The 22,588-nt window shown below is 36.1% G+C and carries 21 protein-coding genes and 1 riboswitch; of the genes, 7 read left to right on the top strand and 14 right to left on the bottom strand.

From position 1 onward, the window contains the following. Positions 1-58 precede the first annotated feature (58 nt). The 3 genes from ACFQO1_RS12580 to ACFQO1_RS12570 are packed head-to-tail and all read right to left on the bottom strand — an operon-like array spanning position 59 to position 3,014. Entirely contained in the window at positions 59-853 is a 795-nt protein-coding gene (locus tag ACFQO1_RS12580; RefSeq protein WP_380218505.1) for an ABC transporter ATP-binding protein, read from the bottom strand. After that, positions 853-1,884, bottom strand: coding sequence for a FecCD family ABC transporter permease (locus tag ACFQO1_RS12575; protein ID WP_380218503.1), 1,032 nt, complete (start codon positions 1,882-1,884; stop codon positions 853-855). The genes ACFQO1_RS12580 and ACFQO1_RS12575 overlap by 1 nt, the downstream gene beginning before the upstream one ends. Next, complete coding sequence (locus ACFQO1_RS12570) at positions 1,884-3,014, bottom strand: ABC transporter substrate-binding protein (protein ID WP_380218502.1); 1,131 nt, start codon at positions 3,012-3,014, stop codon at positions 1,884-1,886. The genes ACFQO1_RS12575 and ACFQO1_RS12570 overlap by 1 nt, the downstream gene beginning before the upstream one ends. A gap of 188 nt (positions 3,015-3,202) precedes the next feature. Further along, positions 3,203-3,398, top strand: a riboswitch (cobalamin riboswitch). Positions 3,399-3,501: 103 nt separating this feature from the next. On the opposite strand from ACFQO1_RS12570, the gene ACFQO1_RS12565 reads away from it, so the two are divergent. After that, positions 3,502-5,424 carry a TonB-dependent receptor plug domain-containing protein gene (locus ACFQO1_RS12565; RefSeq protein ID WP_380218501.1) on the top strand — a complete coding sequence of 641 codons (1,923 nt, stop codon included), beginning with the start codon at positions 3,502-3,504 and terminating at the stop codon, positions 5,422-5,424. Between the two features lie 81 nt (positions 5,425-5,505). On the opposite strand, the gene ACFQO1_RS12560 is transcribed toward ACFQO1_RS12565, so the two are convergent. Then, positions 5,506-6,909, bottom strand: a complete 1,404-nt coding sequence (locus ACFQO1_RS12560) for a S41 family peptidase (protein WP_380218500.1) — start codon at positions 6,907-6,909, stop codon at positions 5,506-5,508. A gap of 225 nt (positions 6,910-7,134) precedes the next feature. On the opposite strand from ACFQO1_RS12560, the gene ACFQO1_RS12555 reads away from it, so the two are divergent. Genes ACFQO1_RS12555 through ACFQO1_RS12540 form a run of 4 tightly spaced genes read left to right on the top strand, consistent with a single transcriptional unit; the run spans position 7,135 to position 9,210 of the window. Further along, positions 7,135-7,641, top strand: a complete 507-nt coding sequence (locus tag ACFQO1_RS12555; protein WP_380218499.1) for an RNA polymerase sigma factor — start codon at positions 7,135-7,137, stop codon at positions 7,639-7,641. After that, positions 7,628-8,065, top strand: a complete 438-nt coding sequence (locus ACFQO1_RS12550) for a hypothetical protein (protein ID WP_380218498.1) — start codon at positions 7,628-7,630, stop codon at positions 8,063-8,065. Before ACFQO1_RS12555 ends, ACFQO1_RS12550 begins: the two co-directional genes overlap by 14 nt. 44 nt (positions 8,066-8,109) lie before the next feature. Next, positions 8,110-8,646 carry a DUF4252 domain-containing protein gene (locus tag ACFQO1_RS12545; RefSeq protein ID WP_380218497.1) on the top strand — a complete coding sequence of 179 codons (537 nt, stop codon included), beginning with the start codon at positions 8,110-8,112 and terminating at the stop codon, positions 8,644-8,646. Positions 8,647-8,664: 18 nt separating this feature from the next. Then, positions 8,665-9,210, top strand: coding sequence for a DUF4252 domain-containing protein (locus ACFQO1_RS12540; RefSeq protein WP_380218496.1), 546 nt, complete (start codon positions 8,665-8,667; stop codon positions 9,208-9,210). Positions 9,211-9,455: 245 nt separating this feature from the next. Here ACFQO1_RS12540 and purB read toward each other — a convergent pair whose 3' ends face one another. The 5 genes from purB to ACFQO1_RS12515 all read right to left on the bottom strand — a co-directional run bounded on the left by purB (position 9,456) and on the right by ACFQO1_RS12515 (position 14,566). Next, positions 9,456-10,799, bottom strand: a complete 1,344-nt coding sequence (purB, locus tag ACFQO1_RS12535; protein ID WP_380218495.1) for an adenylosuccinate lyase — start codon at positions 10,797-10,799, stop codon at positions 9,456-9,458. A gap of 78 nt (positions 10,800-10,877) precedes the next feature. Beyond that, a complete protein-coding gene (locus ACFQO1_RS12530; protein ID WP_380218493.1) occupies positions 10,878-12,113 on the bottom strand; it encodes a DUF1015 domain-containing protein in 1,236 nt (411 codons plus the stop codon). 62 nt (positions 12,114-12,175) lie between these two features. Continuing rightward, positions 12,176-12,652, bottom strand: coding sequence for a hypothetical protein (locus ACFQO1_RS12525; protein WP_380218492.1), 477 nt, complete (start codon positions 12,650-12,652; stop codon positions 12,176-12,178). A gap of 9 nt (positions 12,653-12,661) precedes the next feature. After that, positions 12,662-13,549, bottom strand: coding sequence for a 3-hydroxybutyryl-CoA dehydrogenase (locus ACFQO1_RS12520; RefSeq protein ID WP_380218491.1), 888 nt, complete (start codon positions 13,547-13,549; stop codon positions 12,662-12,664). 48 nt (positions 13,550-13,597) lie between these two features. Continuing rightward, positions 13,598-14,566, bottom strand: coding sequence for a Gfo/Idh/MocA family protein (locus tag ACFQO1_RS12515; protein WP_380218490.1), 969 nt, complete (start codon positions 14,564-14,566; stop codon positions 13,598-13,600). A gap of 117 nt (positions 14,567-14,683) precedes the next feature. Here ACFQO1_RS12515 and ACFQO1_RS12510 point away from each other — a divergent pair, with 117 nt between their 5' ends. Further along, complete coding sequence (locus ACFQO1_RS12510; protein ID WP_380218489.1) at positions 14,684-14,890, top strand: hypothetical protein; 207 nt, start codon at positions 14,684-14,686, stop codon at positions 14,888-14,890. Between the two features lie 81 nt (positions 14,891-14,971). Here ACFQO1_RS12510 and ACFQO1_RS12505 read toward each other — a convergent pair whose 3' ends face one another. Further along, the gene (locus ACFQO1_RS12505; RefSeq protein ID WP_380218488.1) at positions 14,972-15,403 is read right to left on the bottom strand and encodes a hypothetical protein; all 432 of its coding nucleotides are present in this window, start codon (positions 15,401-15,403) and stop codon (positions 14,972-14,974) included. 88 nt (positions 15,404-15,491) lie between these two features. Here ACFQO1_RS12505 and argS point away from each other — a divergent pair, with 88 nt between their 5' ends. Beyond that, positions 15,492-17,273, top strand: coding sequence for an arginine--tRNA ligase (gene argS / locus ACFQO1_RS12500; protein ID WP_380218487.1), 1,782 nt, complete (start codon positions 15,492-15,494; stop codon positions 17,271-17,273). A 2-nt stretch (positions 17,274-17,275) separates the two neighbouring features. Here argS and ACFQO1_RS12495 read toward each other — a convergent pair whose 3' ends face one another. The 4 genes from ACFQO1_RS12495 to ACFQO1_RS12480 form a co-directional block, all read right to left on the bottom strand. After that, entirely contained in the window at positions 17,276-17,953 is a 678-nt protein-coding gene (locus ACFQO1_RS12495) for a hypothetical protein (protein ID WP_380218486.1), read from the bottom strand. A 9-nt stretch (positions 17,954-17,962) separates the two neighbouring features. After that, positions 17,963-18,604: a response regulator gene (locus ACFQO1_RS12490; RefSeq protein ID WP_380218485.1), complete on the bottom strand. Its 642-nt coding sequence runs from the start codon at positions 18,602-18,604 to the stop codon at positions 17,963-17,965. A 145-nt stretch (positions 18,605-18,749) separates the two neighbouring features. Beyond that, complete coding sequence (locus ACFQO1_RS12485; protein WP_380218484.1) at positions 18,750-20,705, bottom strand: tetratricopeptide repeat-containing sensor histidine kinase; 1,956 nt, start codon at positions 20,703-20,705, stop codon at positions 18,750-18,752. Further along, complete coding sequence (locus ACFQO1_RS12480) at positions 20,702-22,564, bottom strand: tetratricopeptide repeat-containing sensor histidine kinase (RefSeq protein ID WP_380218483.1); 1,863 nt, start codon at positions 22,562-22,564, stop codon at positions 20,702-20,704. The genes ACFQO1_RS12485 and ACFQO1_RS12480 overlap by 4 nt, the downstream gene beginning before the upstream one ends. Positions 22,565-22,588: the final 24 nt, after the last annotated feature.

Below are 22,588 nucleotides of genomic sequence, written 5' to 3'. Positions count from 1 at the left end.
AAATGAAATAGTAGCAGTGTAGATCAACTCTTACCTTCTATGGTAGGAAGATATTATTTTAAGAATTTACCCCAAACCGTCCTGTATTTTCATCAAAAGCAATGGTTTCTTTAGGGAATAGTGAGGCGAAGGTGCCTTCTTCAATGAGTTGGCAGGGAGTATTAAAGTATGTTTTTGACGGAGTCATCACAATCATACTGTCGGCAAGCTGAATAGCAAGATCGATTTCATGGGTGGAAAAGAGAATAGTTTTGTCCTTTTCGATAGCGAGTTTTTTAAGCATTTTTAATATATAGGCTCGATGATATAAGTCCAGATGTGTGGTAGGCTCATCCAGAATTATGATGGGTGTATCCTGCGCCAAGGCTCTGGCAATTGCGACACGTTGTAACTGGCCATCACTTATTTCATAGCATTTTTTTTCTGAAAGTGCTTTGGTTTCTGTTATGTAAAGTGCTTCTGCAATAGCGCTTTTGTCGGCTTCGGAAAGTTGACCAATCCAGTTAGTGTACGGTTGTCTGCCTAAAGAAACCATTTCAAGAACGGTTAGGTTTTTTGACGCAAATGCTTCAGTTAAAACCACGCTGATTTGAGTTGCTAATTGCACAGAAGAATAGTCTGATAGCGACTTTCCTTTCAGTACAATATTCCCTCCAAGTTCGGGTTGCATTCTTGTTAACGTTCGGAGTAAAGTTGACTTTCCAATACCGTTGGTACCTACTAATCCTATTAATTGTCCTTCAGTTAAACTAAAATTAATATCTGATGCAATGGGAAAAGAGTTCTTTTTTTGATAATACCCTACCATTAGATTCTGGGTTTCTAGCACAATATTTTTTTCTCCTTCAGCCATTAAAACAATAATTTACGTTTTCTAACCAATAACCAGATCACAACAGGAGCTCCCAAAAGCGAGGTAATTGCATTGATTGGTAAGGTGTATTCAGAAAATGGAAGCTGCGCTACGGTATCGCATAACAACATTAGAATTGCTCCGCAAAGTAACACAGTTGGGATTAAAATAAAATGATTGGAAGTTTTTATAAACTGTCTGGTAAGATGTGGAACAGCCAACCCAACAAAAGCAATAGGTCCTGCAAAAGCTGTAATGCTTCCAGCTAACAAACTAGTTGCAATAATGATTAGAAAAGTGGTTTTCTTCATCTGTAAACCCATGCTTTTAGCATAGTTTTCTCCCAGTAATAACGCATTTAACGATTTGCTGTTAAAAACACTGAGCAATAATCCAATAAGACAACAAATGACTAAAATGAATACTCCGCTCCAGGATTGATTTCCTAAACTCCCAAAACTCCAAAAAATATACTGTTGTAATTGCTCGGCATTACTAAAATAACTTAATACAGCTACTACGGCTGCAGTTACACTTCCAAACATTAATCCTATGATCAAAATTGCCATCGTATCTTTTACTCGTAAAGTCACTGCAAGAACCGCCAATAGTACCAAGAAACTTCCTAATGCTGATGCGATTACTAAACTCCACTGACTTAACAATAGGCTACCCAAAAAACCACCAAAAGCTCCAGCACCTAAAATTAAAATAGCTACTCCTAAGCTTGCGCCACTGCTAAGCCCTAATACAAAAGGCCCTGCCAGTGGGTTACGAAACAGCGTTTGCATCAACAGTCCAGAAACTGCCAATCCACCACCAGCAAGAATTGCAGTTAATGCTTTTGGCAATCTGTAATCCAGAACAATATAGCTCCAACTTGACTTAATAGCTTCAGACCCTGTTAGTATTTTTACAATTTCTTCCAAGGGAATTCCTACCGATCCTAAACTAATATTCAGCAAAAAAGTCAGTACCAACATACCACTAAGCAGTATAAAATAAATGCGGTATGTTTGTGTAGTTTGCACTATTGCAATGTACTGAAAAAGTATAATTCGTAGTTGGGCAACAACTCCGGATGTAGAATCTTTATCATATCCTTAAGGACAAGATCGGGTCTGTTGGGTGCTAATTCATAATAGAGAACTCCGCCAGTAGCTCCTTTTTTGTTTGTAAAACTATAGATGTTTTTAGTGTTAAATGCTTCAAACTCACTATAGGCTGAGTGATAGTCTTGCATTTGTTGTAATGAAGTAAATTGTCCCGGGCCAATCCAGAATTGAGCATTTTGCCCTTTTTCCAAAACAGTTTCAACATTGGCTGCAATACTTCCTGTTCCTTTGGTGTCTTTCCAGAGATAGTCACCATTGGCATCTGCAATAAACTGTGCTGCCCAACTATCGCCTTGAGGTAAATACCATACATCTTTATACATGGCACCACTTAATACAGTAGGAGAGGAGGATGCTTTAGAAGCAATATTTTTTGCCTCGTTGTAGTTTCTTTCTATGGTACTAAAAATACTATCGGCTTCTTTTTGCTTTCCGAAGAGTGCTCCAAAAAATTTAATCCATTCGGCTTTACCCAATGGGTGCGTTTCGGTCCAGTCTGCATTATACAAAACAGGAATTCCTGTGTTTTCTATCGTATTAAATGTTGTGTTGTTTCCGTCGACAGCAAAACCCACAACCACATCTGGCGATAGATCGATAAGGACTTCGGTATTAATGGCTTCATTTTTACCTAATTCTTTGATTGCTCCTATATCGATATGCTCTCGAGTTTTTTCCGAAGAAATATAATCCAGATTTGGAAATCCTATCAGTTTTTCTGAAACACCCAACATTTCTAAGGATGGAATATGAGTTGTAGAAGTCACCACAATAGTCGAAACAGGAACTGCTACTACAGCGTCAATACCATTTCCTTTTTTTACTTCTGAACCTTTTTCTACCAATGCATAGGTATAACTTTGATCTGCGCCTGGCCACGGATTTGTAATATGAAGCAAGGTCATATTCGTCATTTTTTCAATGCTGAAACCTTTCGCATAGCTTATAGATTCAGGAATAGCACCTTCTACAATGATGTCTTTGTTTTTAAATTCGCAGCTGCTAAAACTTATAAGTAGTATAATAAAAAGAAAAATTCTATTCATGGGGTAAAAGTAAGGTTTTTATTTTGTCATTTCGACAGAGCGTAGCGACGAGAAATCACATTACAGGGTTAATTTTTTTTTCTCACTTTAATGAGATCTCTCACTTTCTTCGAGATGACAGTTGAGAACGAAAACAATAAATTAAAATAATTCATCTATTCTTGGTTTTCAATAAAAGGATTGTGGTACATTCGCGTCAGATTTTTGGTGAATGTTTTTTACATTCTTAAAAGGGAATTCGGTTAAGCCGAAGCTGTTCCCGCAACTGTAAGTCTCCCGACATAGTAGGTCGGGATTGTGAAATCTATACCACTGTCCTTTTTTAACGGGATGGGAAGGTTCACGCAGACGAGCCAGGAGACCTGCCACATTTCTATTATTGTCAAACTTTCGGGATAAAAGTAAGGTGATGAAACGCAATATCGTGCAATACTATTATGCACTGCCTTCTCACATTTGTTTTCTTCTGAAAAAAATAAATTGTAAAATGATACGTAATTTAATTTTCTTCAGCCTTTTTATTACAGGTACTACTTTTGCTCAAAAAGCAGAAATCCTCGATAGTGTTTATCTGGACACGAAAATTCCTATAGCCCGAAAGAACAGTGGAAAAGTGATTGCTACCATTTCTGCTGAAACACTAGAACGCAGTACCGGGAAAACTGTAGCTCAACTTATTAATGAGGTCTCCGGAATTGAGATCAACGGGAGCAGGAGCAACGACGGACAAAATCTTGGCTATTTTGTACGAGGAGGACGAAACCGACAAGTGGTTATTATGGTGGATGGGGTGCAGCTCAATGATCCTTCGCAAATCTCTAATGATTACGATCTACGATTAGTTCCTGCTTCATCCATCGAAACTATTGAAATTATTAAAGGTGCTTCTAGCGTACTTTATGGAAGCGGTGCTGCTACTGCAGTCATCAGTATCACCACTAAAAAAGCCTCTAAACGACCTATAGCTGCAACAGTCACTTCAACATTTGGGAGCAATCGTTCTTCAGAAAATGAAGATAAAAACTACAAATTTGAAGAATTCACTAATTATATTTCAGTAAACGGAACGCTTAAAAAGTTTTTCTATAATGGGAATTTTAGCAATCGTTATGTAGATGGAATATCAGCTATAGCTGCCCCCGAAGGACAAGACCGTTTTGAGGCAGATGTATTTAATCGTTTTGACGGACGAATTAATCTAGGGTATAGGTTTAACAATGATATCACGATAAGTCAGTTTTTTGCTTTCGATAAATTTAAGGCGGGTTTTGACGATTTCAGTTTTGCGGATGCAGAAAATCGTTCGATAACCGAACAAATGAAAACTGGAGGGCATTTTGAATGGAAATATGCCAAAGGAACGTATGTTTTTAATGATAGCTTTACTTGGATCGAACGCGAGATAGAATCGTCGTTTCCTGCAACGTATGATAGTAAATCCTATACAATGGATAACTATCTAACGTATAATTTTTCCTCAACAATTACCGGTTTAGTTGGATTGAATTATAATAATAGTAAGTTTAATTCTTTCACTATTCCGTTTGGTGAAACCGAATTTGCCCAAGATATCGATGAGGACACAGCCAAGCTACACTATATTGATCCTTATATAAATGTCACCTATATTTCGGATTTCGGATTGAATCTAAATGCCGGTGCACGGGTGAACATTCATAGTATTTATGATACGCATATTGTGTACAATGTGAATCCGAGTTATAACTTCGGAATAGGGGAAACTAACCTGAAAGTATTAGGTTCGTATAGTACCGCATACATTACACCTTCATTATTTCAGCTGTATGATCCATTATATGGTAATGAGAACTTACTCCCAGAAGAAAACAGAACTATTGAAGGAGGCTTGGAATTCACACTAGAAAATGATTTGCGCATCAGCGCCGTTTACTTTAATCGAAACGAAGATAATTTTGTTGACTTTGTAACAGTGGATCCGGACCTATTTATTTTTCAGTATCGCAATATTGATGAAACATTTGAAGCAAGTGGTGTAGAAGTTGAAGCTTCCAAGACCTTTGATTTTGGGTTGCAGCTTTCAGCAAATTATACCAATACGCAAGCAGATGAAAAATTTGCACTTCGAATTCCGGAGCATAAAATAAATGCCGGTGTTACCTACCAATATGGTAATGGTACTTCTATAGGGGTAACGTATCAATATAACAGTGAACGAACCGATAGTTTTTTTAATTCGGAAACTTTTGCAAGTGAAAATGTGATATTAGATAGCTATGGGGTATTGGATCTAACACTTTCAACTCAGATTACAGACAATATTAAGATATTTACTGGAATCTCAAATATTTTTAATTCTGAATATGAGGAATTGTTTCGTTTTCAGACGCGGGGCAGAAACATACGTTCCGGATTCACGTTAAGTTTTTAATATTGAAACTATTGGGAAAGTGAAAATTAAATCCCAGATTCGGTAGCACTAATACTTTAGCGTATGGCTATAAAATTAGACTTATTCCCTTATATCTACATACATTAACTGAAAAACAGGTGATTGTTCATCACTACCATATGTTTCTTCAAGCTGAAGCGTAGTAGGTAAAGCCGGTCTGGGAGCGCCAGAAATCTGAGAAAGTGCGGTTGCTAAAAAAGGCTCATTAGGATCACCTAGCATTCCTAAATTAGAAAAATCTTCGTTTTGTTCAATGTCGGGTACGAGTCCGTCAATAAAATCAGTATTACCTGCTGTATTTACAGTCTTAAAAACTAAAGGTAGCATGGCGTAGGTATGTCCTGGATTTGCTTGGCTTCGACTAAAATTTGGAGCAGGGGCGTCATACAATATAAAAGACGCTTGAAATTTTCCTGCCGTATTTTGTCCAATTTGCACTACATCAATGTAAGGTGCGAGGCTATTGATCACTAGTTCACTAGCAGAAGCCGAACGTCTTGTGGTCAATACATAGACACGCGTAAGATTTAAACTATTAGTATTATTCCCATTACTTATAGTACTATCGAAAAATCCTGGTTCTGCATAGTCTTCTTGGCGGTCTGCATTCCATTCTTCAGTATAAAAAATCTGATTGTTAAATTGTCCTGTGATCATACCGGCAAGATCTGTTGCAGTTTCAACCGAGCCGCCACCGTTGTATCGTAAATCAAGAACCAATTCTGTCACACCCTCAGCCTGAAACTGACCGAAAGCATTATTTAACGCTTCGTCAAAATTTCTAGTAAAAGAATTATACATTAAATATCCAACATTTTGTCCATCGACATCAAGCGTTCGTGCAAGAAAGACAGGATTTTCTTCATACTGGATTTTGGTAAGTTCTATTTCATCTTGTATAGGGGTAATTGTTTGTCCGTCAAATGTTGCTAAGCCAATAGTATAGGTGTCTGGTGATAATAAGTTATTGAAATTTGATTCTGTAATTTGTTGTCCGTCAATTCTATTAAAGATATCACCTCGTTGTATCCCTTCATTGGCGGCATCGGTATTGGGTAAGACATAACGAACATATCCAAAGAGATTTCCGCTCATATCAGGATAAAAAACCAGACCGAATTCCATTCCATTACTTACTGAAACTCCATTGATTGCATTTTCCAGTGCGATATAGTCATCCACTAAAATGCTAAATCGATCCTGAGGCGACTTTAGAAATTCAAAAAGTGCTTCGGGTGTTTCATAAGTATCCAAAAAGTCATTGAGTTCTCCGTCGTTTGCAAAAGCGTCATTAGCAAGTTCTGGTGTGTCTGCTTTGTATAGATAGAAAAAATTAAGTCCGCGATATATAAAATTTTGTATATCACTGGTAGAAGCTAGTTGTTCATTATCATCCAAGTCTTCAAAACAAGAAGTAAATAATAACGTAACAGATAATAGGGATAGGGTAAATAGCTTTTTCAAGGTGTATATTTTATGTTTCAGTAATTTGTAATCTTTTTAAACTTTCTTTTAAAAAAGTTTTTCTTAAAAGTAAGGACTTTACTATAAACGGTCGAAAAAAAGTTTCATTATTTACATTCAATAAAAAATAGAATGTAACAAAATTTAAGGTCATTCGTCGTATTTATAGAACGGCATATTTTATACTAGCTAACACCAAAAACTCTCTGTTTACAGGGAAATTAAATGAAACAAAAAGAATTCATAGCGACCGTACTTCCGTATAAAGATACATTGTACAGAATAGCAAAGAGACTTTTAGTTTCAAAAGATGAAGCCGAAGACGCCGTTCAAGAAGTTTTTTTGAAATTATGGAAAGGCAAAAATAAAATGAAAGACTATCGTTCTTCGCAAGCTTTTGCAATTACAATGACTAAGAATTACTGTCTTGACAGATTGAAATCTAAACAAGCAGGAAATTTAAAAATTGTACATACTAATTTTCAGAATAGAGATAATCTGGAAAAACAAGTAGAAGCTAATGACGGAGTGAGTATTGTTTTTAAGATTATGGAAACCTTGCCAGAACAACAAAAAATAATATTGCAATTACGGGATGTTGAGCAATTTGAATTTTCTGAAATCGCTCAAATGCTAGAAAGTAATGAAACAGCAGTTCGTGTTAATTTATCGAGAGCACGAAAAACTGTAAGAGAACAATTAATAAAACAATACAATTATGGAGTTAGCTAAAATAGAAGCTCTTTTAGAAAAGTATTTTGAAGGTACTACTTCGTTAAAAGAAGAGAAGATGCTTCAAGCGTATTTCTGCGGAAACGAGGTTGCGCCCCATCTTGATGTGTATAAAGCAATGTTTACTGAATTTGCTTCAGCACGAGGAGAGTGCTCAGACAGAGAAGTACTCCTTCCGAAGCAATCGTCAATCATTAAACCCTGGTGGTATAGTGTCGCAGCTTTATTAATCGTAGCTGTAACCGTTGGCGGATTTATTTTTTCTCAGCCTTCTGATTTATCTTCCGAAGAGAAAGAAGCACTGGCAGCTTTTAAGGAATCGAAAGAAGCGCTAAAGCTTATGTCACAAAGTTTTAATGAAGGGGCAGAAGACCTAGTTTACATTCAACAATTCACAAAATCAAAAAATAAAATTTTAAAATAATAACCTAAATTAAATAGTTACCCGACTTTTCGGACCCATACACAATGAAAAAAATAGCATTAATTATCGCACTTATTATAGCACCTTTAGCTACTATCGCACAGAACCCTTTTGCCTCATTTGAAGATGATAAAGATGTTTCTTCTGTAGTAGTTACTAAAAATATGTTCAAACTTCTGGCTAAGATTGATATTGAATCAGACGACCCTGAAGTAAAGGAATATATGGAACTCGTAAATAATTTGAATAACATTCAAGTTTACAGTACTTCAAACCCTGCAGTGGCAGAACGTATGAACTCTGCCGTTACTACGTACATTTCAGGAAATAAAAGCCTTAGTGAATTAATGAGAGTAAAAGACGACGGTAAAAATATTAAGTTTTACTCAAAAGAAGGAAAGAATGAAAACTTTGTAAGCGAATTGCTTATGCACCTTCAAGGTGATATTGATGGAAAATATATGAGTGTGGTGATGAGTATTACTGGTAATATTGACCTTAAAAAAATCTCTAAACTTACCAAAGATCTTAACGTGCCAGGTAGTGATGAACTTAAAAACGTAGAAAAAAAGCAAAAATAACCTTCTAACCTTAAAAACATGACCACCATTATTAAATATATCACTGCAGTTGTCCTTGCCATGCTGGCACTGGCAAGCTGTAATACCGAACCTTCTCTACAAGAATACCTTGTAGCGAAACAAGATGACAGTAAGTTTGTAAAGGTAGATTTACCTTCAAGTCTTTTAGATACAAAACAAAGTAATCTCGATGCCGAACAAAAAGAAATTTTAAAAACGGTTAAGAAGATGAATGTGGTTGCCTATCCAATAAAAGATGGTAATGAAGCTGAATATAGGACTGAAAAGCAAAAAGTAAAAACAATATTGGATGATGAAAAATACCAACTTTTATCGAAACTAAATTTTGAAGGTACAAATGTTACACTCAAATATGTAGGGAAAGAAGATGCGATTGATGAGGTTATTGTATTGGCCAGCAACGATACCAAAGGATTTACTGTGGTACGGCTGTTAGGAAAAAACATGAGACCCGAAAAGATGATGCAATTAATTAGTTCAATGGATTCTTCAGATATGAATACAACCCAATTAAATGGTATTTTAGGGATGTTTGATATGTAAACATACTAGCTGATTAGGATAAAAAAGCTTCTTGATAAAGAAGCTTTTTTTTGTTTTAATACATTGTAAATTAGTTAGTTGTAAGTTTGGCACGACCTTTGAAATGTACGTAGTAGAGATTGTAACAGACCTTTCGTCCCCACTTATGCTAGCAATCTTTAACCATCAACCAGAGATCCTGCACAGTTAGGTTAGGTTGAATATATTTTGAAAATCCAGGGTACCTCTCTGGATTTTCTTTTTTCTTAAATACCCGTATAATTTGCAGGAGTAATTGCTCGCATTTCTGCCTTGACAGCTTCAGGCACTTCCAAGGTTTCTATAAAGTTGGCTATGGAAGTCTGATTAATCTTTTCATTTGTTCTTGTTAAGCCTTTTAGTGCTTCGTACGGATTTGGATAAGCTTCTCTTCTAAGGATGGTTTGGATAGCTTCTGCAACCACTGCCCAGTTATTTTCGAGGTCTTCAGCAAATTTCTCTTTATTGAGTAATAGCTTCCCTAACCCTTTTAAGGTAGATTGCATAGCTATGATCGTATGCCCCATAGGTACTCCAATATTTCTTAAAACCGTACTGTCTGTAAGATCTCGCTGCAAACGACTTACAGGTAATTTTGAAGACAGATGTTCAAAAATGGCGTTGGCGATTCCTAAATTCCCTTCACTATTCTCAAAATCGATCGGATTTACTTTATGTGGCATAGCCGAAGAGCCTATCTCTCCTTTCTTGATTTTCTGCTTAAAATAATCCATAGATACATAGGTCCACATATCCCGATCTAAATCAATAAGGATTGTATTGATTCTTTTTAAACAATCAAATAATGCGGCCATGTGATCGTAATGCTCGATCTGGGTGGTTGGGAAAGAATGATGTAGTCCAAGTCGTTCCTGTACAAATTGAGTTCCAAATGCTTTCCAGTCGGTTTGAGGATACGCAACTTTATGTGCGTTAAAATTTCCTGTAGCACCACCAAATTTTGCAGCACTTTTAATGTTGTTCAATAAATCAAATTGCTCCTCGAGACGAACCACAAAGACTTCAATTTCTTTGCCTAAACGGGTAGGGGAGGCGGGTTGTCCATGGGTACGAGCCAACATGGGAATGTCTGCCCATTCACTTGCCAGTTCTTCAAGTTTGTTTTTAAGTTCAAAAAGTTGCGGAACATACACTTCGTTCATAGCATCTTTTAAAGACAATGGAATAGCCGTATTGTTAATGTCTTGAGAGGTTAATCCGAAATGGATAAATTCTTTATATTTCTCAAGCTTCAGATTGTCAAATTTTTCTTTGATAAAGTATTCAACCGCCTTGACATCGTGATTGGTTACTTTTTCGGTATCTTTTATGTGCTGTGCATCTTCCGTAGAAAAATTAGTATACAGTTTTCTTAATTCTGAAAATAAGCTGGCGTCAAAATCTTTGAGTTGTGGTACCGGAAGTTCTACCAACGCAATAAAATATTCTATCTCAATATGTACTCTGTATTTAATGAGTGCTTCTTCAGAAAAGAAAGGAATAAGCGAATTGGTTTTGGATGCGTAACGTCCATCAATAGGAGAGATGGCTTGAAGTGCGTGGATTGACATAGCTTACATAGTTAAGCGCACAAAGATACTTAATTTTGAGGGAAGCTTCTGTATTTTTTTCTGAAAGTCATTCGGTTTTTAAAACTCATAAATGGTAACCCCGCTACGTAATTTTGGTTCGATATAGGTGCTTTTAGGGGGCATTTTTAAACCTTCGTCTGCAATTTGTTTTAATTCTGAAGTGGTCACAGGTAATAATCCAAAGCCTACCTTAAAATCGCCTTTGTCCACCACTGTTTTTACATAGGCTAAGTCATTTTTTCCGTGGGAATAATCCAGCCGTGTATCATTACGTGCATCTTCAATTCCAAGTATAGGTTTTAACACCGTTTCATGTAGAATTTGAGCGTCAAGGCTATCTAAAGCATTTTTAAATTTGTAATCTTTCCGAAGGTATAACGAATAAAAGGAGCCATCAAGGTACATGCTAAAATGATGTTTTTTTGAAGGCTTGTAGTATTCTTGCCCGCGATTTTCAATACGATACACAGCGTCGAGCTTGATTAAGAATTCTTCTTTGGTCAAACCATTGAGGTCTCTAACAAGTCTGTTAAATTCGTAAATTTTTAAGTCACTTTCGGGAATGAGATAGCTCATAAAAAAGTTATAGGGTTCCTCTCCAGTATGGTTTTTATTTTCTGATGCACAGTCTTTTGCCATTAAAAAAGAAGAAGAAGAACGATGGTGCCCATCTGCGATGTAAAGCGTTTTCATTTCCGAAAATAAGGATGTGATCTTCTCAACCAATACGGCATCATCAACATTCCAGACATAGTGTGTGTCGCGATAAGTAGTTGTGAACTCATATTCGGCTCTGTCCTTCATTCCATTTTCAATAATAGCCTCTAAAGAATCATTATCGGGATAGGTGAGGAGCACTGCTTCGGCATTAAAACCAACCGTTTTGAGATAATTTTTAAAAATCTCTTCGCGGTATTCAATGGTATCCTCATGTTTTTTTATGACATCTTGTTCATAATCTCTTACACTGGCAGCAGCTACAATTCCGTTGAACTCCAATCCGTCTCTATTGACAATTTTATAGATATAAAAAGAGGGTTTCTTGTCCTGCATAAAAATACCATCTTCTTTAAATTCTAGATATCTGTTACGAACCAATGAATAGCGTTCTGTACCAGCAATCACCTTATCGTATTTATATCCTGGATTTACAATGTGTAAAAAAGAAAACGGGTTGTCTCGAAGTCTTGATTCCACTTGAGCAGGAGTATAACTGTCATAAGATCTTGCCGCAAGCAAACTTACTTTGTCGCGTGTAGGGCGAACTGCTTTAAAAGGGACGATGTGAGCCATTTATTAGTTATTAGGTACCAAATTATCGGTTCTTGATTTTATGCACTATAAACTGTCATTGATTACTGTTTTCGTTTTTTTAAATAACGAAGTTTGCGTAATTCTCTCTTATTAACATTGCGAATAGTATTATTTCTATCGCACAAACCTGTGGTATAAGACGTTTTGATTTCTGAATGATCTGAATAGCTTTCTGAAGTTCTTGCATAGACAAGATAGGTCTTTCCAACAACAAAAGTATACCCGCACATGCCGCCATCTGCCAATGAAATTACATCAATTGTTTCATTTCCCTCCGTATTTTTGAAGGGATTAATCACTTCGAAAGTATAACGTATAAGATCTAATTTTAAATGGTTGTCAGTTTGGTCCGGTATATTTTTTTTAGCTATAACATTACCTGTAAATACAACTTTAGATGTTGCATATGCTATTTTTACCTTTTTGTGTAGCGATTGCTTTTCAAACACACAAGTACATGCAATTGCATTTGAAATGCTAAAAAAAACAAGAAGTACAAATAATACGCTATTTTTCATCCAACTTTTTTACTTAAACATTTTTGCTACTTTTTCGGCTCTGCGACTTTCAGCATACTCATAAAATCCTTCACCGCTTTTTATACCCATTTTGCCTGCCATCACCATGTTTACGAGTAATGGACATGGTGCATATTTTGGGTTTTTAAATCCGTCATACATCACATTGAGTATTGAAAGACACACATCCAGACCGATGAAATCGGCTAATTGTAATGGTCCCATTGGGTGTGCCATTCCAAGTTTCATAACCGTGTCAATTTCTTCGACACCAGCTACACCATTGTAAAGTGTTTCAATTGCTTCATTAATCATAGGCATTAAGATACGATTTGCTACAAAGCCTGGGTAATCGTTTACTTCAACAGGAACTTTATTGAGTTTTTTTGAAATCTCTTCTACCGTTTTGTAAGTTTCGTCACTGGTGCTGTACCCTTTAATAATCTCAACCAGTTTCATTATTGGCACAGGATTCATAAAGTGCATCCCGATGACCATTTCGGGTCTTGTGGTCACTGCTGCGATTTGTGTAATTGAGATAGATGAAGTATTACTCGCTAGAATGGTATCGTCTGGACAGAATTTTTCAAGATCTCTGAAAATCTTCAGTTTTAGATCAATATTTTCGGTGGCAGCTTCTACCACGAGGCTTGCGTATTCTACCCCTTCTTCGAGACTGGTGTAGGTTGTGATATTCTTGAGCGTTTGATTTTTATCGGCTTCAGAAATTTTCTCTTTAGCGACCATACGATCTAGATTTTTGGTGATGGTTGCCATTCCGCGGTCCAGTGACTCCTGCGAAATATCTATCAATTGAACTTTATAATCATACTGAGCAAAAGTATGGGCAATTCCATTTCCCATAGTACCTGCTCCTATTACTGCTACATTTTTCATATTTAAAAGCTATAGGCTTAAAGCGTAAGGCAATAAGCTTTTGGATTATTATATTATTTTAAAATTTTCGATAATTAACATTGCGACCCGAAGTGCTTCTGCTCCTTGTGTTAGTGAGACTTCTGGAACTCTGTCATTCTTGATTGCTTCAGCAAAACTATTCAGTTCATCTAATATTGCATTATTTGATTCTACTTCTGGATTATCAAAATAAATCTGTTTTTTGACCCCTTCAGCATTCGTTAGGATCATGGCGAAATCATCTGGTTTCTCCGGCGCATCCTTCATCTTTACAACTTCACATTTCTTTTCCAGAAAATCTACTGAAATGTACGCATCTTTCTGAAAGAAACGTGCCTTCCGCATCTTCTTCATCGAAATTCTACTGGCCGTTAAATTTGCCACACAGCCATTTTCAAACTCAATACGTGCGTTGGCAATATCTGGGGTATCACTAATTACCGAAACCCCGCTGGCATATACATGCTTTACCTTAGATTTTACAATACTTAAAATAGCATCTATGTCGTGAATCATCAGGTCGAGCACAACAGACACATCTGTTCCTCTCGGATTAAATTCTGAAAGTCTATGCGCTTCAATGAACATAGGGTTTCCAATCATATCCTTTACAGCCATAAACGCTGGATTAAAACGTTCTACTTGTCCAACCTGTCCTCGTACTTTATATTCTTTTGCCAGATCACGAATGATGTCTGCTTCTGCTACAGTATGCGTAATTGGTTTTTCAATAAAGAGGTGTTTGCCTGCTTTTATTACTTTTTCGGCACATTCAAAATGATAGATTGTAGGAGTTACTACATCGACCATGTCGCAGGCATCTATAAGCGCTTCCATCGTTGGAAAACTCGTATACCCAAATTCTTTTTCTATTTCTTTGGCAGCATCCTGATTGGCATCATAAAAACCAACTAGCTCGTATTTATCTGACTGCTGAAGCAATTTTAAATGTATTTTGCCAAGATGTCCCGCACCTAGCACTCCTGCTTTTAACATAGCCTATTATTTTACACAAATGTACTCCTTTTTAGAGTGAATTAAAAAAGCGCTCCGTAACTATAAATTGGTTGTACTATTAAATTTTCTATCTTTAATATTTTAAAAACAACCTATATGAAAATTTTAAAACTTGTTCTTGTAATTGTAGGAATCGTTCTAATTGTCTTAGGTCTATATCAAGCATTTGTACCTCAGCAAGTAGTAGATATTGGTCCTTTAGAAGTTTCAGCAAAAGAGGGAATTAGCAATCAGACACTAGGAATGATAGGTTTAGGGGTTGTCGCTTTGATTGCAGGTGCATTTTTGAAGAACCGGAAATAGCTAGCTTGTAATGCCTTGGCAAGCAGGTAAACCGTGGCTACTGAAAAACCAGCTGCTAAATAAATTTTTAAAGCCAGGATTTTACAAATCTTCTAATCTAGTGGGAGCTGCTTCGGCTTTTGCCGAAAGTATCTTCTGCATAAACTTATGAATACTTTTGTCTTTTGAACGGGCTTCAATTTTTAACCAATAATCATCTCTGTATATGGAGTATTCTTCGGCTTTGCCTTTGTATAATACTAATTTGTAATAAGGAATAATAAGTGCATAGCTTTCAAGGAGTGACCTAAAACCAACAATAATTCCGTTAGGGCGCATTTCTATATTACACTGATTTCTATTGTTGTCTAGAATGAGAAGATTATTAATTTGAACACTGGTTTCAGTAATGATTAATTTGGTAGAACCAATGCCTTTCATTTTTAACCGCTCTCTAATAGTAAAGGGCTTTCCAACCTCCTGATCGATCTTTTGGCTAATTGCCTTAATGTTGTATGATACGTTTACGAGCATGTGCTATCCATTTAGAATTATAAAGATAGGAATAAGCTTTCTTTAAAAATAGGTAAAAGCGTACCTTTGCCGTTGAAAAATTTAACTCATGAGTCTACAGCAAACCCTTTCAGAAAAAATTAAGTCAGTTGTAAAAAATACATACAGCGCAGATCTCGAGACTGTAGAGTTTCAGGCAACCCGTAAGGATTTTGAAGGCGATATTACTGTAGTCATTTTTCCGATGCTACGAGTTGTAAAGGGAAATCCAGTACAAATAGGGGAAGTTATTGGAGAAGAATTGGTTAAAGAAGTAGCTGAAGTTTCAAAATTCAATGTCGTGAAAGGCTTTTTAAACTTAGTATTGAGTGACAGCTATTATCTAGATTTTTTCACGAATGTAGGAGATTTTTCAGACTTCGGAAAGATGCCTCAAAGTGATGATGCACGGATGGTAGAATATGCCTCCCCAAATACCAATAAACCCTTGCACCTGGGACATATTAGAAATGTGTTGTTAGGGTATTCGGTCGCTGAAATCTTAAAAGCTAGTGGAAAAAAAACCTATAAAACCCAAATTATTAATGACCGCGGAATTCATATTTGTAAAAGTATGCTAGCCTGGCAACGGTATGGTAATGGAGAAACGCCCCAAAGTTCAGGTTTAAAAGGTGATAAATTAGTAGGAAATTACTATGTAACCTTTGACAAGGAATACAAAAAAGAAATAGAGGCATTAAAACTACAAGGAGAAACTGAAGAAGTCGCTAAAGCGAACGCTCCTATCCTTTTAGAAGCTCAGCAAATGCTTCAGAAATGGGAGGCAGGAGATGATGAGGTTGTGGCACTTTGGAAAAAAATGAACGGTTGGGTGTATGACGGATTTGAGGTGACCTATAAAAATATTGGAGTAGATTTTGATAAAAATTATTACGAAAGTGACACCTATTTATTAGGAAAAGATTTTGTAGCCGAAGGATTGGCGAAAGGTGTTTTTGAAAAAGATCCGGATGGGTCGGTTTGGTGTGATTTAACAGACGAAGGCTTGGATAGAAAGATCGTTTTGCGAAGTGATGGCACCGCAGTTTATATGACCCAGGATATTGGAACAGCGATTCAGCGAATTAAAGATTTTCCAGATGTAAACGGAATGATCTATACAGTAGGAAATGAACAAGATTACCACTTTAAAGTTTTGTTTTTAATTCTGAAAAAGTTAGGATTCGCCTGGGCAGAAAATTTATATCATTTAAGCTATGGAATGGTAGATCTTCCCAGCGGAAAGATGAAGAGTCGTGAAGGAACCGTCGTAGATGCAGATGATTTAATTACAGACATGGCAGAGACCGCTCGTACGATTAGTGAAGAATTAGGTAAGATCGATGATTTTTCCGAAGCAGAAAAATCAGATTTATACCAAACTATTGGATTGGGAGCGTTAAAGTATTATATACTGAAAGTGGATCCTAAAAAGCGTATTCTTTTTAACCCCGAAGAGAGTGTCGATTTTCAAGGAAATACGGGGCCTTTTATTCAATATACCTATGCACGAATTCAGTCGATATTGAGAAAAGCAGAGGGTGAGGCACTGAAAAACTTTGAGTATACAGAAAATTTTCAGTTACATGAGAAAGAGAAAGAAGTCATCAAGTTACTTGAACAATTTCCAGAAACCATACAGTTAGCAGCACAAAATTACAGTCCGGCGTTGATCGCAAACTATACCTACGATCTGGTTAAAGAATTTAATTCGTTTTACCAGAATGTTCCCATATTTGCAGCGGATACTTCCGAAGAAAAAAACTTCCGCATCCACTTGAGTAAAGCTGTTGCAGAAGTTATTAAAAGTGCTTTTGACCTATTAGGTATTAACGTTCCAGAACGGATGTAATTTTAAAATATCCTGAAACCGATGACCTCATCTTGTCCAGGGATATTTTCTATAGTCACCAAGTAAGGTACTTTTCCATTTCGGAAAATAAGATTTCCTTGGTATTGGAATGCTTGCTCATTGGCGCTATTGTTAATTTCAGCTATCCCAAAAGGCTTATAGGTCATTAATTGTCCGTGTTTTTTTTCTAAATTTTTAATAACGTTGAGAAGAGGTTGTCCAATAGGTTTTTCAAAGTCAGCTTTATGCCTTATTTCATCCAATTTTGCAGCATCATTATTTATTAATGCTTCAGAAAACGCCTTAAAATTCTTTGATTTATTATAAATATTCTCGAGGATATTCATGGGGTAATAGTAGCCTACAGTGTCATTTTTGGCATTGACCAATTCGACATCAATATGATCATAATCGCCGCGTTCTTCTTCGTTCATATTTCCGTAAATTAATGTGGCAATATTGGCAGTTGTAACAGTTGGCTGCAAGCTATCAATCATTTTACTCCCTGAAACTTTTACATTAAAAGATGAAGTCTTCTTTCCATTATTAGTATTAAAACTTTTGCTATATGAGGTAGTCGCATCATAAATATCTGCAACATTATTTAGTCCCTCCTGTTCTGATTCACTTGCGCAGGATACTAAACAGATAACTGTAAGTAGTAGAAGTATTTTTTTCATGATTGTTTGTTATTTGTGTAATTCATATTCTATAGCTGTTCGTACTAATCCAGCCGTATTTCTTGCTCCTACTTTAATAAGCATGTTTCGTCTGTGTGTTTCTACGGTACCAAAACTGATAAAAAGTTTTTCGGCAATTTCTTGAGTCGTACGCTCATCAAGTATTAATTCGAGTACATCTTTTTCTCTACGGGACAAGGTAGGAAACGGACTTACGGTTTTTTGAGATCCATTGTTTGCAACACTGTTTAATACTATCTCATTGACAGTGTCATCCAGATACATTTTGCCATTGTAGACTGTGGTTATAGCGTCAATGACTTCATCCTGACCAGCGTTTTTTAGCACATAGCCTTTTGCTCCATTGCTTAACATCAATTTGATAAGACTACTTTCTTTGTGCATGGAGATGGCAATAATTTTTAAAGCCTCATTCTGTTTCATTAATTCCTTACAAGTCTCAATCCCATTGATTCCAGGCATATTGATGTCTAGTAATACAACATCTACTTCATGTTGTGGTATTTCCTTAATAGCATCTTCTCCATTTTCTGCCCATCCTACCACACTAATTCCTTTTTCATCTTTAAGAAGCAGGTTCATGCCATCTATTACCATTTTATGGTCATCTACTATAAATACATGTATCATTTATCTTGTTTTTGATGGTTAGTCAGTCTTTAAACAATGTTTGTAAATGCCAGGTACTAATGTACAATTTATTGATTTTGTTTACTATATGATATCCTATAGTAAAAGGATATCTATGAATTCTGTTAGGAATGTTTCCTACAAATTATTCGACAGGAATTGTAATAGTAATTAATGTTCCGTTGCCGGGGCTTGTATCCCAATCTATGGTTCCATCTAAAAACTGAACCCTGCTATTTATGCTCTTCAATCCGAGTCCTCCTTTCATAACCGCAGTCTCATATACAAATCCTTTTCCGTCATCTTCAACAATAAGGTTGATAAGGTCTTCATGACCCAATAACTGAATTAATATCGATTTTGCTTTTGCATGTTTTCTGATATTCGAAAGTATCTCTTGTATCAATCTGTAAATCATCACTTCTCTGGTTTCCGAAAGTCTTCTAGGTAAATTTTTTATTTCCACTGTTGTATTATATCCTTGAGAGTTTAAATGTGCTCCCGCGTCTTCGATGGCACCTTGTAATCCGGCAATACTTAACGCATGTGGCATCATATTATGTGAAATTCGGCGTACTTCCACACAGGCTTCGTCGATTAAATGATTGGTTTTTTCTGTAATATTGAGCGCTTCCAGTTGTTTTATTTCATTCTGAATGGCTGTAAAATGCGCTTTTACGGTACTTAATAAACCTCCCAAACTGTCATGTAAATCTTTTGCAATACGAAGCCGTTCTGCTTCCTGTCCTTCAATCATGCTACTCATGGCAAGTAGTTTGTTTTTTTGCTGAAGGTCTGTGATTTTTTGTTTTTGAATGGCTTCATTTTGAGTCGAAATGGTATGTTGAGACTTCAATCGGTATCTAAAAAAGAATAAAGACAAAACTAACAGCACTCCAAGGGCAATCAATCCGTATTGAATCATCTTTCGCTGCCGTTCTTTTTGTTCCAGTTCCAGTTTTTGTTCTGCAATCTGCCGTTCTTTCTTTTCGGTTTCAAATTCAATCTCAAGCTTGGCAATATTACGTTTTGTATTTTCAGAAATAATACTGTCTTCGAGAGACGCTTGAAGAATTCTGTAGGTATAGGCATCCTGATAATTTTTTGCTTTAGCACTGGTATAGGAAAGCGCCTGATAGGTATCCTTTAAGTTAAAAGGTTTATGAATTGAGTCAAGTTTTATTTCCATTCTTTTGAGATAGGGAATTGCTTTGGCAGATTGTCCTAGCTCGTTGTAGATATTAGTGAGAGCAAGCGTAGTTTGTAATAGGGAGTTCATGCTGTTCATACTATCGCTAACGCGTATGGCTTCTTGAAGGATTGGAATTTTTTCAGGGTCCAGACTTTTCTTAAAGATGTCTTTGATAGGCATGTGGCCTGAAGGCATATCTGGATTTGCATCTTCATATAATTCAGAAAGGATTTCTGTATAATGAACCAGCTCATTAGGTCGATCTACCTGAGAAAAATAATCTACCAGCACATACACAACAAAGCGTTTTGTAGCTGAGTTTTCATAATTTTTTACTACTTCCCACATTTTCAGATAGCTTTCTTCTGCTTTTTTGTAATCCTTCAGCAAAATATACACAAGCCCTTTTGTATAATAGACATGTCGCAGCATATCACCGTTAGTTCCGTCTAATGCAAGTCTTTCGGCTTCATTTAAATGATAGAGTGCTTCTTCTGCTTTGTTTTTATAATGGTAACATGTAGCAATAGAAGAGTTATAATGTATAAGAAAGCGTTCATCATTATACTTTTCTGAAAGAGCAATTCCTTTCTTACAAATTTCAATTGCTTTGTCCAGCTTCCCTGTTCTTGAGAGGTTTCTCCAGTAAAACTGGTAGATATTCAATTTCATGATTTCTGAAGAATCTTTTTTGAACAGATATTCATAAAACTGTGATGCTTTCTCTTCGGGTCTTGTTTTATTAAGTAGGATGCCCAGTTCTTGATAGCTTTTTTTCTGAATTTTTTCGGGTTGCGTTTTAATACGACTCAAAACACTATCCATATATACTTTTGACACCTCTTGAGAACTTACTAAAAAAGGGATGCCAAACGCCAATAAATATGCTATGTTTCTAAAGATATTCATACAACTGGGATGGTGATAGTTAACGAAGTTCCTCTGTTCGTTTGGGTGTCCCAATCGATGGTGCCATCTAAAAACTGTACCCGGCTGTCAATAGACTTAAGTCCCAATCCGCCTTTGGCAATAGCAGCTTTATATTCAAAACCTTTACCATCATCTTCTATGGTAAGGTTGAGGTCATTTTTAAAGCCAATTAACTGAATTAAAATCGACTTTGCTTCGGCATGTTTTCGAATGTTGGATACAATCTCCTGAATAAGGCGGTAAACCATAACTTCTCTCGTGGTTTCTATTTTAGAAGGTAAATTTTTTATTTCAACCGTTGTTTTATAGCCTTGTGCAGTAAGATGGGCTCCTACATCTTCTACGGCTCCTTTGAGTCCCGAAATACTTAGAGCGTGAGGCATCATATTATGCGAAATTCGTCGTACTTCAACACAGGCTTCGTCAATAAGCTGATTTGTTTTTCCAGTAATATTAAGATCTTCTAGTTGCTTTATTTTATTCTGAATTGTCGTAAAATGCGCTTTTACTGTACTTAATAAGCCACCTAAACTATCATGTAGATCTTTGGCGATTCGAAGCCGTTCTGCTTCCTGTCCTTTAATCATACTACTCATCGCTAAAAGCTTATTTTTTTGTTGAAGATCGGTAATTTTTTGTTTCTGAATTTCCTGTTTTTGCCTTGCCAATTTGCTTTTGTATTGATGACGTTTCCGAAGAAAAAGAAATCCAATAATCGAAAGTATTCCCAAAGCTATTAAGCCTATAAGAATTCTGTTTTTTTGTTTGTTCTTTTTCTCAATGGTAAGACTTTGTGCAAGAATCTCATTGTCTTTTTTTTCAGCTTCATATTTCTGAAGCATATCTGCCAGATTTTTATCTTTATCTACATTAAAAATAGAATCCTTAATAGTGTTGTACTCATAAAAAATACGTAAGGCCTTTTCTTCCTGATTGGTCGAATTATAGGCGTCTATAAGATCCATCATAATTAGATACCTGTCCTCCTCAAAATTATTAGCAGTATAACTTTTGTAGGCCTTTTCAAGATAGGTGGTCCCTACCTCGTTGTTATTTTCTCTAAGATTTACTTTTCCAAGTCCTACCAGGCTATAGTTGTAGACATACTTGTTTTTAATCGTATCGACTGTATTTAGTAATTCTGAAAAAATATCTTTCGCTTTTTCCAGATTCTGTACTTCGAGATAGGCTGTTGCCAAATTGATTTTGGCGATTTGTTCCTGCTGCTTTACATTGGTTTTATTGTCAACATTTTTATGCGCTTCAATTAATCGAATAGCTTCTTCCAGTTTCTCTATGGCTACTGAATAATTTCCTTGCTTCTGAAAAATATTACTAATATTGATAAGTGCGATACTGGACCTCCTTTTGTCATTCGCTGCTTGACTTAATTGTAATGATTTTTCATAATACCGAAGCGATAAGGAATCGTCTAGTTTTTTTTCATATACGGCTCCAATGGCATTTAAGACAGAGGGTAATCGTACAGAATCTTTTACTCGTTCGTAATAGTCTGAAGCCTTTAGATATTGAGCAATAGCCGATGTTAAATCATTGGATTGTACATATGAGTTTCCAAGGTAGAAATGCGCAAAAGCGATATGAAGTGAGTCGTTTCGTTTTCTGGCATATTCCAAAAACTTTTTTGTATATTTTTTGGATTCTTCAATATCACTATAATAAGTTGCTCTGCGTAATTTATTATAGGCTTGCATTACTACAGAGTCATTTTTGTGATGCTTGGTTATTCTTAGTAAACTATCAATTAGGGTTACTTCCTGTGCAGGTACCTTGCTTGAAATTAGGAATATTGACAGAATGAATAGTATTTTTTTCACAAAATAAAGGTTGGGTTGGTTCTT

Source organism: Jejudonia soesokkakensis (genome assembly GCF_042664795.1).
In the GTDB taxonomy this organism is placed as follows: domain Bacteria; phylum Bacteroidota; class Bacteroidia; order Flavobacteriales; family Flavobacteriaceae; genus Jejudonia; species Jejudonia soesokkakensis.
The sequence above is the reverse complement of the archived record's forward strand: the minus strand, read 5'-3'. Positions and strand labels throughout refer to the sequence as shown.